Source organism: Treponema sp. B152 (assembly GCF_024181665.1).
GTDB lineage: Bacteria > Spirochaetota > Spirochaetia > Treponematales > Treponemataceae > Treponema_B > Treponema_B denticola.
On record NZ_CP058668.1, the window covers coordinates 77,915 to 94,182 of the forward strand.

Below are 16,268 nucleotides of genomic sequence, written 5' to 3' on the forward strand. Positions count from 1 at the left end.
TTTTAGAGGTATTTATGAAGAAGAACAGAATTTTTTTAAGTTTTTTGATTTTAATTTTGTTTACGGTATTTTTAAGCGTTACCTGCAAACAAAACATAGGTTTAGGCGGAACTATCGATATTGAACGCCCGGAGGGAGAAATTACTTATCCTGATGCAGGAGAAACTCCTATTAGGGGTAGTTTTGTGATGAAAGGTTACGCTCGTGATGATGACGGAATAAAATCAATAACTATCTCATTCAAAAATATTGAGACCAAAGAAATTATTGGTCCTCATAGTGTTGGAGGTTTTACTGAAGGAGATGGAAGTGTTTCATGGTCAATCAATATTGATAACGAATCTAAAGGTGTTGAAGCTCCTCCTCACGAGTTGGTAAAAAAATACCCCATCCCCGATGGTGAGTATACCGCCATTCTTACTGTTACCGATAAAGGCGGCAGAACTTATGAAACAACTAAAAACTATAAAATAGACAATACACCTCCGATATTTATCGTACAAAGGCCGTCGACGGTTATAAACGAAAACGCAGAACCTTCGGCATCGGATCAGGCCGACGGTTATGGAGCTGTCTTTTCGGTTGTAGGACAGGCGGGCGAAAAAAATACAGTCGAAAAGCTGAATGTGCATGTTCCGGGAACGCCACCGATCGATATGACCAATATGTTCGTCAGTAACAGTATAAACGCGCAAGTCGCCGTATCGAAAGTTGTTTCAGGCAGTGAAACAGATCCTTTATATGGTTTGCAGGAGTTGGATAAAACGAAGCCTATCAAAGGGGCATTATATCTGTATGATAATGCCCGTGAATATAAGGGCGGCAACGCTTCGGGTGAAGGAAATAAAGCCGATTGGTACTATCAGTGGGATGATATTCACACTTACACTATAGCAAAAGACTACACCCCCGCAGTAATCAGCGATTATTTTGCCGGCAAAAGAGGTTCGGATGCCAACGAGCACGATAAAAAAATAAAGGCCTTGCGCAACGATCTAACCGCTTTGACTAAACTTAAAGAAAAAATGGTAAAAATGAGCGAAAAACGCAGCACCTTTAAATTGGATCCAAGCAAATCGCCTGGGTTTAAGGTTATCGGTGTAACGAATCTTCCTGATACTACTTCTACGCCCTTAAATATTTCTCAAGCGTCATCATTGCTGTTTAAACCCGGAAACGAAACGACATTTTTAGTGGAGCTTATCCGCAACAAAGACAACACTCCGGTGGTAGGAGGTTCCGATCTTGTAGCCTATAAAGCAAGCAATATCGAAATTGTTTTGCTCAAATGGGATGGTACCGGTGATGCAGCTAACTGTTTTAAAACTGATACGCATTTGATTGAAAAATCGCTTGTAAAATTTTCAACCTTGTCGAATACAAACAATATTACAGTAACAGGCGGAAATTTACGCGTAAAATGTAAATTCGATACAACATGGGGTGAAGGATACTATGCCGTAAAGGTAAGAGGTACGGATACTATTGATGAACCCTCGCATAAATTTCAGGAATATGATGATTCCAATACGGCAAGCGGCGGATTTTATATCATAAATTTCCTTACTACCGGCTCAGGTCCGAGAATACGGCCTATCCGACCTCAAGGTGTTAAAAATACAACTTTAGATATAGAGGCCGATGTTAGAGGGATAGATTCAACCGGAGTGGTGTATTACAGTATAGACACACCGGTATCTACCAGTCCTTATCCGACGACAGTGCTTACAAAGGTTAACCCTTCCGACCCGAACGATTTTCGATACAAAGCAGCGAATGTCAATATAAGTGGGCTTGATGACAAAATCCATACAATTTACTTTTTAGCTAAAGCAGGGCCCGGCTCGACCGATTCGGATACGACCGATTTTACTGTCGATAAGACGGCTCCTACAGTTACAATAAGATATCCTGCAGCCGATGATCCTCAGGCAGGAGATATTACAATTTCGGGGGCAATTTCTGATGATCCACCGTCAGGATTGACACCTGAGCCTCCGACTGCCGGCGTAAAGGCATCAAGTACCAAATACATACTGGGTAAAAAAACTTCCGTACCGACTGTAAGTACTCCCGATTATGATGCCGCAACCGCACCACATGGCTGGAAAGCAATGGACTCTTCGACAAAGGGGTCGTGGAATGTCCGCGTCAACTTGGATCAAGTTCCCCCAGCCGAATACGGGGCTGTCGTAGGCGCGTATAGGAAAATCCCTTTGTATATTTTTACGGAAGACGAAATAGGGAATAAGACCGTAAGAGAACTAGAGATTCTCTTTAACCCCGACGGAACAAAACCGGTTGTAAAAATACTTTCTCCACAACCAGATGTAACAGTAGGCGGAACCATACAAATTTTCGGCACGGCAAGCGCCGTTATTGGAGGACCGGGTGCCGTAGGCGAAGTATATATCCAGTTTTCGCACGACGGCAATTTTAATAGTGCAGCTGATGGAACATTCGGTGGGTTCACTCCGCCCGGCGGTACATTTATCCCTTCAAAAGACTGGTATAACGGCGGGAACGGACAGCTTGTCCCTGGTACGAGCCTTCCTGGGGGAGGGGCAGACTGGAGAGTGAGCATCAACTCTGACGGCTCCTTTAACCATGCAACCGCGCAAAATCAGCCTGTCTATTTCAGAGTCCGTGCAAAAAATAAAGATGGTATTACGATGGGGGAATGGACAGAGAAAAGAAAGATAATCGTCGATAAAGATGCTCCGTTAATTACCGATATAAAAATCGATAATGCATCGGGCGCTTCCTCACCGCAAGATTACGAACTGAATATGTGGCTTAAAAGCGGTAAAAAACTTACAGCGAAACTGACCGATCCGTCGGGGATACAGGACGTAAAGATTACCTTTAAAAACGGCACTGTTGAAACAAAGTATCAAAAAAAAGCTGTAGGTACTCCCGATTCGGGCTACACAGCCGTTCCCTCCGGTTGGCTTACGGATTATACTTCAGGCAGCATTTCGGGATATACATTAGATTTGCCGCTTGATATAAGCAGCATGTCCGGTGACAGCTTTTCCGTTACCATAGAGGTTAAGGAAAAAGCTTCTCAGCAATTATCTTCAAACAGTTCGTTCCTGTTCCGTTTCGACACGAAAAATCCGGTAGGAGACTACGGTGTCGACAAACACATGAATATCGGCAATTTTACGTCTTCTTCGATAATGGAGGCACAGCTTGCACAAAAAGTCCGCGACTTGGGAGGTACGGCTTCTTCAGGCGGCGGCTGTAAAATAGTTGCGGGAAATTCCGTGCTTACGGTAACGAAGGTAACGGGCAATACTGTCGAGTTTACCGCTTCGCCTACACTTACCGGCGGAAGTTACAGCTATATCTTATATAAACCGGAACTGCTTATATATGAAGGCAGTAGTGGTGACTGGATTATAAACGGTGTCGCGAATGACAGCGGTTCGGGTGTAAAAGAAGTGAAGGCAAAGGTAGTCGTAAACGGAACTTCTTCGCCCGAAATAACGATGACCGAAACCGATCCGCAAAACAGGATAACCAAGCAGCTTGGTGGAACGGTTACATGGCAAGGAAAAATCGATTTAGCTCCTACCCCTCCTGTCACTGATGGAAAGGGTAAACTGTACTACACTATAACCGATAACAGCGGTAATACATATAGCCATAGTGTAGACGTGCATGTAAAAAATAAGCCTATCATGGTAAGTGCGATAACACTTTCTACCGATATAGGCGGTACACCGAGCTCCTTCGCCGGAGGTTTGTCCGGAGCTTTAAATGCAAACCGCGATTTTATCGGAAAAGTTACAAGTACGGAATTTGCCTTTAAAAACAAAGATAACTCAAAGATAAAGGTTGAGTTTACCGGCGGTCAGGGTACCGTAAAATATCGGCTTAAAAAAGGCGACGATACGACTGAGCTGCAATCCCTTACTACCATTACAAGCGGCAGTGAAATTGATTTAAAAAATCATTTGACTGCAATCGGTAATTCAAATGGTACGCCTATCGAGATAATTCTTGAGTTGTGGGACGAGGCTCATGGGTTTGCAGTGGGAACAGACACCGCTTTTGCAAAAATAACGATTAAAACGCTGTTTGATGCGCTTGATACAAAATCACCTACGGTAGTTGTACAGCCTTTCCACTGGAATAAGGAGGACGATAACTCACTTTACCAAAACAGCCGTGCGAACGGACATGTGGAAATTGATACGTCTTCAGTTTCCGGCAAAGTAACCCTGCGCGGATTTGCGTATGATAATGTTAAAATAGATACGATAACGGCAGTGCTGCCGTTCAGTTCTGCATTGACGGTTACCGCAACGAGAAGCGGTCAAACGTGGAGTTCAGATAAAACAATGACTTCGAATGGGGTAGAATTAAAAGTTATCCATTTGGGTGCGGATTATTTGGGCTATTACGTTAAATGGGAACTCAGCTTTGACAGTTCAAAAATTCCGATGGGAGCAGATAAAGATATTAAAGTAACTGCGAACGATGGCGTAAGAAACTCCGTAGAAAGTGGTGCTCCTATTTCGATGACACTCGAAACGGTTACTCGAGGTGCTGAAAATTCCGCTTCACACAGCAGTTTCACTTCGGCAAATATCGGGCAATTTGTGTTATTCGAAACGGGGCAAAAACGGTATCTTACCCGTATCAGCAGCAAAAACGGCAATATAATAACATTGGACAATTCTATACCGACTGATATGAACCAAGCCGCTGTGTATGACTATTCGGCAAATAAAACAAAGACATCGGTAAAGAGTGTACCGTATATTACTTCGCTTGCTCGTGAGTCAAGGTATAATACCAATCGCTCTACGAGCGGTGCGTATAACCTATTAAGAGGTGATAAGTTTACCGTTACCGGATTTAATCTCGGTGGAACAGGCGCAACCGTAAAAGCCATAATTCCTGATGGAACCACAAATGGTTCAGCGATTACTATTTCCAGTGGCGCCTTTACACTTCCTGCAACGGCAAAATCGGGTAAGATTAAAATTACCGTAAAGCCTTCCGGCTCCGCTACTGAGGTAGAAGCTATTAACAATAATAGTAATAACAACAAGCCTTATAACCGGCAGGAGATTGCAAATCGTCCGGAAACCGCATATTGGACGGACGATCTGACAATTGATGTATGGAAAGACGATGAGGCGTTTGAAGGTAGCGATAATCCTAAGTATCCGAGTATGGCGATGGGGTCTAATGGCGATTTATATGCAGCGTTCAGCAATTATTCCGACGCCAGCGTATTCTATTCTAAAATAGGCACAGGCACATCGAGCCTTCAAAAGGCGTTTCATGCTTATGATCAACCGGAAGAGGCTGCAATAAGCGTAACCGGTACGGATACGGTAAATATTTTATATTCGGCTAACTACCATGGCGGATATCCTGCGAATTGGAAATCTTTATACTCGGGAGCTGGCGGTTTATATTGTTATGATAAAAATGCACATGGTTTTGACTATGATTGGGGTAGAATTACAGGAAAATTTTACAGATTTGAGCTTTTCTATCATAACAAGCAGCTGCAACAATTTAAAAATTTCCGTCTTGCGAGAAAGAGCAACAGAATACATATAGCATATTATGATACACTTGCAAATTCAATTAAATATTCTACGGTTGACGCTTCGTCTGCTGCTAATGGGGATTTACTGAATGATAGGCATGAAATTGCGTGGGTTGATTTGGATGGTGGTAATGATATTGATGTAGAAACAGATATTCAACTAAAAAGAGTCGGTACTGTTGCTAAACTTGTGAACAGTCAATTTGAAAGTCTTACCCGTACCGGCAGTACTGCCGAATACTGCGCTATTGCGTTGGACGGTTCAAACAAACCGGTCGTGGTCTATGCTGATGTCGACACAGGTACGCTACGGCTTGCACGGGCTTCTTCAGCAACTCCCACTGCTGCAAGTGATTGGAAAGTACAAAAGGTACTTCCTACAGGCGACGATAATGAAGGGCTTGCTGAGGATTATTTTGCTGCACAATTCGACTCAGAAGGTTATTTACATATTGTGTTCCGCAACACACGGGGACAGATTTGCTATGTAAAGTCAAAGGAAGCCAACCAAGGCGCTAATGCCTATACTTTCGGAAAAAGCATTGTCATTGCTGAAAACGGTTCATGGGTAGAACTTACAATGGATGGTAAAGTTCCATACATAGCATATTTGCGGAAAACAAATACATATGACGGCATTCAAATTGTGTATTATGACGCGAACTTAGTAAAAACATGGAATTCTGACGGTTCTGAGGGTCAAAAAGGCGCATGGAATATTATGACTGCCGCAATGCGGAACCGTGCCGGCGCTGCACGCGCTTGTATTGCCGTTGCTCCTGCGAGCGTAACAAACTGGAAAGCCGCTGTCGGTTATACACCAGGCGGCGTATACCGTGTTGTAAAATACATAGGTAACTAGTTGCTTTTGTAAGGTGAAATTTTTAATCCCCCTGTCGGATTATCTCGGCGGGGGGATTTTTTATGTGATGTGGAAAACCGAGGAGAACTCTAAGGCTGGTGAAAATTTTAAGTGGACTGCAACACACATTACTATGGGGAGAATATTATGATGAAAATATTCAAATTAAAAAAAGAAACCATATTCTGTGCAGAATATGAAGATCTTACCGAAAATAACGAAATAGAATTCAGCAATAATAAAATTGCTGTAATATATGGCCCAAATGGAACTGGAAAAACAAGTTTATCTTCAATTTTGGAGAAAACTGAAAATTCTGAGTTTGATATTGAATTTAACAACATAAGATATACAAACAATGGAGAACCTTTCGCTCATATAATTCATGACCAAAATGGGAGAAATATAATACAAGGTTCAACTGAAGATTTTATACTTGGGGATAACATAAAAAAAGAATATCAACTGAAAGAACACTTGGATACAGGATTTAGAAATTTATATGACACATTAATAGCTGTATTAAAAGATAGGTTTGGTATTACAACAAAAAACTCCGTGTTTTTATCATTGGTAGAAGATAATAAGTTAAAAGGTTATATTTCTGATTTAGCAAATAATAAGCAAAAAGGAAATAATATTGATAAAAAAGAGTTCTTAGATTATTTTACCGAAAAAAATATTCTTGATATATCATCGTATGATGATGAGAAATTTTGTTTTTTTGTTAATGATAAAAAAAATAAAACTTCATGTTTAAATGCTTTACTACAACTTCAAAAAAATGAATTCTGTAAAGAAGATCAATATATAAAAATTGAGCAAACGAATGACGCTATATCAATATTAAAAAAATATCAAGAGATACATAATTGTATTATATGCGATAATGATATAGATCAAGAAGCTTTATTAATAAAAAAATCAGATGAAAATAAAAATGCTTATAATAATTTATCAGATAAATCAAAAAAAATAATAGATGGAATTATTATGAAAATTCCTGTAAATGATAAATTTGATATAAAAAAATCTTTGGAAGAAGTTTTTGTGACTGGTAATTTGGATGGTTTAGATAACTTGTTAGCAGAAATTGAAAAGTATGAAGTTTTATACAAAAATCTTTTAACGAATGAATTTATAAATATTGTAAAAGACGCGAATCTATTAAATATTTATAATGAATACATGCAAATATTGTCCGAAAAACCTGAATTTGAAGATGAAGATGTTATTTTTATAGAAAACTTTTTAAATAGTTGCCTCGAAAAGAAGATAACATTGTCTCGTGATAAAAACAAAAATATTCGTTTATTATTAGATAATAAAGAATTCTTAAACCAGGAAAGAACAAGCTTAAAGCTTAGTAATGGTGAACAGAATTTTTTGTCATTATCATTTGAACTACTTAAAGCAAAAAAAATTGAGAAACAATTAGTTGTTTTAGATGACCCAATTTCAAGTTTTGATTCTATTTATAAAAATAAAATTGCATATGCTATAATCAAATTTTTAAGTAGTAAATATTCTTTAATTCTTACACATAATACTGACTTAATAAAATTGTTAGAACATCAATTAAATAATTCTTTCACATTATATTACATGAATAATACAGAAGGTGAAACAAACGGTTTTTTAAAAATAAATGATAATGAGAAACAAATATTATTATATATCCCATCGTTGATTAAACTTTTTTGCTCAGAGATTGCTCCTGAAATATTGGATGAAATGGCATTTCTTATATCAATAACGCCATTCCTTCGAGGTTATTGCTATTTAATCCAAAATAATGAAAAAAAAGATGCTTTGACAAAAATAATGCATGGATATGAGACAGCAAACATAAATTTATCTTCATTATATAATGAATTATTTCAAACAAATATTATAAAAAAAGAACACATTATATCGGCTAGTGATATTTTGGCTTATGATATTGATAATTTAAATATTATAAAAAAAGATAAATTCCCATTGCTGGCAAAAACACTGATACATAGTTTTACATATCTTTATCTGCGAATGACCGCTGAAAAAAAACTTGTTGATAAATACGGAATAGATACAACAAATAATTATATGCTAAATCAAATAATAAATAGAGCATTTCCAACTAACAATGAAGACCTGGAAAATACAAAAAATCGGATTTTTTTCTTATCAAAGAAAACCCTATTAAATGAATTTAATCATTTTGAAATGGATATGAATATTTTTCAACCAGCCATAGATATCACAAATAAAGCTCTTGAAAATGAAAAAGAGGAAATATTAAAAAAATTAGATTCTTTATAAAATTCGACTAGTAATGTTTTAAAGCTGATAAACGGGATAGGTCCATTTGCGGTTTGAAACAATATTAAATTAACCTATTTAAAGGCAGGTATACAAAACCAATCCGACATTTTTCGCGTTTCAAAAAATCCTTTGCACTCTTGGCGTGCCTTGCGGTTAATTTTCGAGGTATTTAACCGCGGAGAACGCTGAGGCCGCTAAGGAATTTTTGGGGAATCTTTGTATCTTATTTTTATAAGGTATCGATCTCTTCTTTGGAAAGTCCCGATACTGTGCAAATATCGCTAATCGGATAGTTCATACCTTTCATCAGTTTAGCCGTTTCAAGTTTAGTTTGATAAGAGCCGTCGGCAAAGCCTTCTTGCCTACCTTTTATTTCGCCCTGCAATATTCCCACCTCAATGCCCTGTCTGTACCCCTCATTTATACATGAAGCCCTGTCATGTTCATATTTCATACGCGATTCATATAGCCATTTATCTCTAGGACTCATTTCCATTATTGTAATAGTATCATTTGCCTTTTTCATCATCGTCGATTCTTGTGCTAACATTTTTCTCACCTCCGGATTATCAGTTTCGATAAATTTCAGCCAGTTTAATAAGCGTTTTGTTTTCTTATCTCTAAATTGGGAACCTTCTAACAGTCTCGCTTTTGCAAGGTTTAGTATATGAATCTCAAGTTTTGAAGCTAAAGGCTCTTTTGTATCTTGTTCAAGAACAAGATACTTATTGTGCAAACGCTTATTTTTATTAAAGCCTTTTCCTATCAAGTTTATTGTAATACACTTTGGCAGTTTTGTATAGTCTTGACCTTGTTTTATGTTTTCGTTGTACATTTTAGACCAATAATACAAAGTTCTTTCAGGGAAATCAAAATGCCAACTGTTTTGAATTTCAATGTCGACAAAGGTTCCATCTTTTAGTTTTAACTTGATGTCCAAAACACCGAGTTTTTCACTCAAAAGTTCTTTCTGAAACTCCTTATCGAGAAGTTCCAAGTCTGCGATGGTTTCAGGCGGAATGTCTAGTATACATTCCAGCAAGTCCTGTAAGACATCTTTGTTTTCTTCAACTCCGAATACTCTTTTAAAAGCATAGTCGTTGCGGAGGGTTATTTTGAATAGTTGCTTCATTTTTAACTCCATAAAAATTATTTGAAAAGAAGAAAAATTTTTCCCCTTTCATAATTATTATAGAAATTGTTTGTAATAGATAGTAAAATTTTAATAAAATAGGAATTTTCTCACCTTTTTTTCATATGATTTTGTAATAACTTACGCTTGCATTCCCTTAAAAGCTATTGTATAATAACTCTTATGTTAAACAAGCAAAGAAAGATGACTTGGCGGACTTACCTCGCCTATGGAGCTGCCGATTTATACGGCGGAGGCTGTTTTTTTATCGTTACTACATTTGCAATGTACTATTTGGTAAATGTAATAGGGCTTCATCCTGTTTTGGCCGGGCTTATACCTGCAATCGGAAAGTTTTGGGATGCCGTATCGGATCCTATGATGGGTTACATTGCCGATAATACTCCGCAAAACCGTTTCGGGAAAAGAAGAGTCTGGTTTTTGGTTTCAATTATTCCAATCGCTCTTTCCTTTATCATAATTTGGGTTCCGACCGGAATCGAAAGTCAGGCCGGAAAATTCATCTTTTATACGATAGCCTATATTATATTTTTTACCGTTTCGACCGTTTCCTACATACCCTATGCGGCCCTTTCAGCCGAGATAACTAAGGACTTTACCGAAAGAAATAAACTTAACGGTTCCCGCCTTATGTTTTCTTTTATAGCCACCCTTTTGGGAGGGCTTTTGGCTCAGCCTATTATCGATGCTTTTCATGGCAGCATGATGGGCTACTTTGTGATGAGTATAGTTTTTGCCCTTATCTTCGCCCTTCCATGGATTCCTCTTTATTTTGAAACATGGGAATTGCCTGAAGAAAAGAGTCAAAAAAAATCGGACGCTAAATTTATAAAAAACTTTTTATCCCTTTTTAAAAGTAGGTCTTGTAGAATTCATATTGCTATGTATGTCTGCTCCTACGGAGCTTTGGATATAGTGATGTCTTTGGTCTTGTTCTATATTGTGGATTATTTAAACCGAGGAAGTGTTTTTGTAATAGCCCAAGGTTCACTCTTACTAACCATGATGGCGACCCTTCCCATTCATAACCGCATAATAAACAAGAAAGGGCATAAACCCGTCTATGTTGCTGCCCTAATCATCTTTGCCGTTTCCATAGTCCTTATGTCTTTCCATACGCCTCAAACAAATCCGGCATTTTTGATATTGAACATGGTGCTTATGGGTGTCGGAATTTCGGCTAATAATTTAATCCCTCATCAACTTCTTCCTTTTTTGGCCGACATAGATAAACTTATGAGTGGAGAAAACCGTGCCGGAACCTATTCGGCTGCGATGACTCTTACCCGAAAGTTGTTTTTAGGTTTGGTGATAATGACCACAATAGGCTTTGTTTTAAGCGGTATAGGTTATAAAAACCCCGTACCTTCGGTGTTGACCCAAAAGCAGTTTAAAGAAGCTCAAAACTTGGCTGTAAAAAATAATGAAAACTTTGAAAATATAAATAAGTATTATTCTCTGCGGGAAGACGGGAATTTCCATCTAAAATACATGAGCCGAGATACAGACGAAATTATTACTTCCATGTATAAAAAAGCAAAAAAGAATCAACATGCTAATCCTCTTTTTTCATTCTTTGAAGGAAAAGATAACTTTGCTGAGATTCCTCAAGATGTTTTTGAAAATTTACTTTCTTCTTTCGATAAAAAAGATTTTAATGAAATTGATAAAAAATTCCTGGTGGAATCTTCTTATATAAAATCGGGAGAAGTTTATAAAAAAATCGAACCTCAAGATTTTTATACAAAAGATGACCTTTATGATTTGAAGGAGCTTTTGGATAAGATTGATTTTAAATATTCCGGTATAGGGCAGGTTCAAAAACCGCAGCAAAAGGAGAGTACTTTAAAGGGTGTAAAGATTTCCTTTATAATAATGCCCTTGTTTATGATTCTTTTCGGCATTTTTTTCGGCCTTAAATTTAATGTAAGTCCTGAAAATCATAAAATTATTCTTGATGAATTAAACAGGTTAGAAGCAGGCGGTAAAAAAGAAGATGCGGACGAAAAAACCAAGAAGATTTGCGAGCTTTTAATAGGAGAACCTTACGGCAGAACATAAGAGCCGCATGAAAAAACCTCCGAGTCCTAAGGATTCGGAGGTTTTTTTGTATTTTTATAAAAATTTTATTGACTTTTTACTAAATTTGATATATATTATAGATATACAACCTAGACTAGAATATGAAGGGGTAAAATTTTATAATTCTATATGTATACTAGACTTACAACAACAAAACTTAATAGAATTTTTTTATGTTTCAGTGAAGATATTACTGCTGCGGCTACTGCAAAAATTACCGGAATCAATCGGAACACCGTAAACAGATATTTTGGAATAATTCGGGAAAAAATACTTAAATATAGCATCTTTGAGCAGGCAAAAGAAATTTCGGCCAATGTCAGGCATATTTCCTATTTTAAAAAAGCTAAAATTAGAAGAAAAAAGATACAAGAGTTTATTGCCGCACGTCCTGTATTGGGGCTTTTAAAGAAAGGCAAAAAAATATTTGTCAGCTTGGTGCATGACGATTCCCATGAAAGCCTCCTTTCAATAATAAAGGGCGATTTGGAGAAACTTATTTCTCATCAAAACAAAATTGAACCTTTTAACACTTCGTTGCTAAAGGATTGCGATCAATACAGGGTTTTTTATAATGAAAGTGAAATCAAAAATGAGCACACTGCGGGAATTGAAAATTTTTTAACCTTTGCAAAAAAACGTTTGGCAAAATTTAACGGTTTTTCATCCGGATATTTTTTACTTCATCTAAAAGAATGTGAGTTTAGATATAATCATCGTGATGAAGATTTATGTGCTTTGATCAAAAAAATTTTTAAAAAATTTTAAATTGTTATAAATATTAAAAAGTACTTATCTAAGGAGATTGGAACTTTATGAATAAAACAAAATTGAGCTTTATTATTTTAACAATTGTTTTAGGTGTAACCGTATTTTTTGCTTTTATGCTTCCGAATATAATTATGGATAATGAATTGCGTCATTTTTTTCCTGAAGAGCATGATTCGTATAAACGCTTTAACCGATTAACTGAAGATTTCGGCGATCAATATATAATGGATGTTGTAATAGAAACAAAGGAAGAAACTATCCTTCATAAAGAAACTATTGGGATAATTGCACAAATTACCGAAGACTTGGAAAATCTTGACAATATTGTAAATGTAAAGTCGATAACAAATGTTGATTTTATTACCGATGATCAAGGAACTCTTTCGACAGGAGCTTTAATCCCCGAAGATTTTAACGGAACAAAGAGTGAAATAGATGATCTACAAAAAAGAATTTTAGAATGGCCTAAGGCATATATCGGTACCGTTCTGTCTTCAGATTTTAGAGGCGTACAAATAATTGCAACCTTAAACTCAGACTCAACTCCGCCTGAAGTAAGCCGTATTTACAATGATACCTTAAACATAATTGAAACAAATTTGAGTAAGGATAAAAGTTTAAACTATAAAATTGCAGGAGATCCGGTATTAGGTGAATATGGAAAAATATTTATGTATGCAGATTTAAAAAATCTAATTCCATTAATAACAGTTGTCGTTTTGCTTTGTCTTTTTTTCTCCTTTAAAAATATAGAAGGAACTATTCTCCCACTATTGACGGTTTTAATAAGTACGATTTGGACAGCCGGCATTATGTCAATCATAGAAGAACCTCTTACGATAGTTTCAAGTTGCCTTCCGGTTTTGCTTATCGCTGTAGGTTCCGCTTATGGGATACACATAATAAATTATTATTACCAAAATTTGGAAAAGGAACCTCTTATTACAAATATAAGCCGCCACCATGAACTTATAATGCAGACGCTTAAAAGTGCCCGTCCGCCTGTTTTACTTGCAGGCATCACAACAATTGCAGGATTTGTTTCTACAATAACAAGTCCTATAAAGCCCTTGAAATCTTTTGCGATCTTTAGTGCGGTAGGTATTGTCATCGCTCTTTCCTTAGCTTTTTTATTTATACCCTCTGTTTTAATGCTAAAATCGGTCAAACAAATACAAAAACAGCAAAAAAGAATGAGCCTCCTAAATGTTAAAAAAAATGCCCGCCTTGCAGCCCTTGGTGTAAATAAAAAAGGAGCTGTTCTCGACAGATTTTATTCCTATTTTAATAAAAGACAGGCTGTTTTTATTATAGGTCTTTTAGTCATAATAGGAATTTCAATTTGGGGAATTTTTAATCTTAATATTGAGTCGGCATTTTTGGAATATTTTCCTAAAAATTCAAAGATACGCAGTGATGTAGTTTCTATCGATAATAAATATGTCGGAACTACAGGCTTTAGCTTGGTTGTAACAGGATGTGAAAAAGGAGATATGTGCAATCCTGAAATTTTAAAGAGCATGGATGATCTTGAAAATTTTTTAAAATCAAATCATCCCGAAATAGGCAGCATTGTTTCTTTTACCGAATTTATAAAACGCATGAATCAGGTTATGAATGCTCATCCTATAGAATCTCAAAATATCGCTACGGAAAATTCAGAATCTGTTGAAAGTTTTTTCGATGATGAAGATACTCTTGAAAGCGGTCCATACTCTGAAACCGATGCAATTGCTTCCGGTACAGTTTCGGTATTAAAAGATAACTTAAATCGGGAAGAAACTATAGAGCTATTCGTTTCAGCTTACGCTAAAGCTTATGCTTCTTCTAATTCAAGAGAACTCGGTGTATCCGAATTTATTGAAGCCTTAAAGCGTGAGATTAACTATAGAGGAGCGGCTTATTATGAAATACCCGACGATATCGAAAAATATTCTGTTTCACAAAAAGAAGAATTAAAAAATATTATTTCGCAGTATTTACTTTTATATTCGGGGGCTCTTGATTCTCTTTTAGATGAAACTCTTGAACCTAAGAAAAGTAGAATGCAGATTATAATGCGGACTCATGATACGGGGAAAATTAAAAGCGTTATTCAGGATGCAGAATATTTTGCAAACTCACATTTTCCTCAAGGCTATACTTTAGAAGCTGCCGGTTTGGGAGAATTGGAAACAGCTATGACTTCTATGATAATTTCAAGTCAGGTATCAAGTTTGGTTTTGGCTGTTGTAATAGTATTTTGTATTTTATCTCTCTTTTACCGATCTTTTATTGCGGGTCTAATCGGGGCTATTCCTCTCGGTATTTCCATCTTACTTAATTTTGGCATTATGAGTTTAACGGGAATAAACCTTGATATGGTAACAAGTTTGGTTGCGGCTATTGCAATAGGAATCGGAATAGATTACACGGTTCACTTTATGAATAATTATCATAATGAAAGAATAATAAGTGAAGAGTTAACACAGGTTACATTAAAAACTCTCCGCCATTCAGGAAAAGGAATTGCAGTAAACGCTTTTTCGGTCGGATGCGGTTTTTTGGTAATGTGTTTTTCTAAATTCGTAGTCCTCAGGTTTGTAGGTTTTTTGGTAGCGGTAGTAATGTTTACAAGCTCCGTTGCTGCATTGACCATATTACCTGTCGTATTAAATATTTTTAAACCATCATTTATGGCTAAACCGCATAAAAATATTTTTGCGCAAAAGCCGAAAGGAGAAACAAATGAATAAGTCATTGTTAAAAAAAGCTGTTATACTGTTTGCATTAACGGTATTATGTATCGGATTTACGTTTGCTGAAGACGGCAAAAGTATTGTTCAAAAATCACTCGATGTAAAACGGCCTAAGTTTACTCACTCTGCCTTAAAGATGACTCTTGTCGATTCTAAAGGAAATACTGAAGAACGGATGATAGAACAATGGGCAAAAGATCCCGGAGATAAAACAGGAGCTGCCGTTATCGTTTTTAAAAAGCCTGCTTCAGTTAAAGATACAAGATTTTTGCAGATTGTAAACAAGGATAGGGCCAATGATAAGTGGATTTATCTTCCGGCTCTTAGAACTGTCCGCCGTATTGCGGGAGCCGAAGGTTCAAAACCATTTATGGGAACTGATGCCGATTATGATGATCTTGAAACAAGAAAGATAGATGATGATACTCATACTCTGCTCGGTGAAGAAACTGTCGATTCTTACAATTGCTGGAAAGTCGAATCGGCGGCAGTAGATCCGAAAAGCAGCCGCTATTCAAAAAAAATTACCTACATCGACAAAGCGACTTGTATTCCGGTAATGGCCGAAATGTATGACAAAAAAGGTGCGTTGCTCAAAGTATTGAAGGTAGAGAAACTTGAACAAAAGAACGGATATTGGATTCCTACAAAAGGAAATTTAACGAATGTTCAAACCAAACATTCTACCCATCTTGAAATCCTAAATATAGAAATAGATAAACCGATTAATGATAAAATGTTCACGCAGAATTTTTTAAATACGGGAAGATTATAGGCTGAGTT

Annotated in this window: 7 protein-coding genes; 6 read left to right on the forward strand and 1 reads right to left on the reverse strand. The window is 36.7% G+C overall.

Going from position 1 to position 16,268, the window contains the following annotated elements; all coding sequences use genetic code 11:
* Positions 1–14: 14 nt before the first annotated feature.
* Positions 15–6,437: a hypothetical protein gene (locus HYB91_RS00365; protein ID WP_002676182.1), complete on the forward strand. Its 6,423-nt coding sequence runs from the start codon at positions 15–17 to the stop codon at positions 6,435–6,437.
* A gap of 147 nt (positions 6,438–6,584) precedes the next feature.
* On the forward strand, positions 6,585–8,738 hold the full coding sequence (locus HYB91_RS00370) for a P-loop NTPase family protein (RefSeq protein ID WP_002676180.1): 2,154 nt from the start codon (positions 6,585–6,587) through the stop codon (positions 8,736–8,738).
* A gap of 232 nt (positions 8,739–8,970) precedes the next feature.
* Here the strand turns inward: HYB91_RS00370 and HYB91_RS00375 are convergent, their stop codons facing one another.
* A complete protein-coding gene (locus HYB91_RS00375) occupies positions 8,971–9,873 on the reverse strand; it encodes an Rpn family recombination-promoting nuclease/putative transposase (protein ID WP_002694649.1) in 903 nt (300 codons plus the stop codon).
* A 183-nt stretch (positions 9,874–10,056) separates the two neighbouring features.
* On the opposite strand from HYB91_RS00375, the gene HYB91_RS00380 reads away from it, so the two are divergent.
* The 4 genes from HYB91_RS00380 to HYB91_RS00395 all read left to right on the forward strand — a co-directional run bounded on the left by HYB91_RS00380 (position 10,057) and on the right by HYB91_RS00395 (position 16,260).
* Positions 10,057–11,955 (forward strand): MFS transporter, encoded by a 1,899-nt coding sequence (locus tag HYB91_RS00380; protein ID WP_002676170.1) that lies wholly within the window; start codon positions 10,057–10,059, stop codon positions 11,953–11,955.
* A gap of 150 nt (positions 11,956–12,105) precedes the next feature.
* Positions 12,106–12,744, forward strand: coding sequence for a transposase (locus tag HYB91_RS00385; protein WP_002676169.1), 639 nt, complete (start codon positions 12,106–12,108; stop codon positions 12,742–12,744).
* 47 nt (positions 12,745–12,791) lie between these two features.
* The gene (locus tag HYB91_RS00390; RefSeq protein WP_002676168.1) at positions 12,792–15,482 is read left to right on the forward strand and encodes an efflux RND transporter permease subunit; all 2,691 of its coding nucleotides are present in this window, start codon (positions 12,792–12,794) and stop codon (positions 15,480–15,482) included.
* A complete protein-coding gene (locus HYB91_RS00395) occupies positions 15,475–16,260 on the forward strand; it encodes an outer membrane lipoprotein-sorting protein (RefSeq protein ID WP_002676167.1) in 786 nt (261 codons plus the stop codon). The genes HYB91_RS00390 and HYB91_RS00395 overlap by 8 nt, the downstream gene beginning before the upstream one ends.
* Positions 16,261–16,268 lie beyond the last annotated feature (8 nt).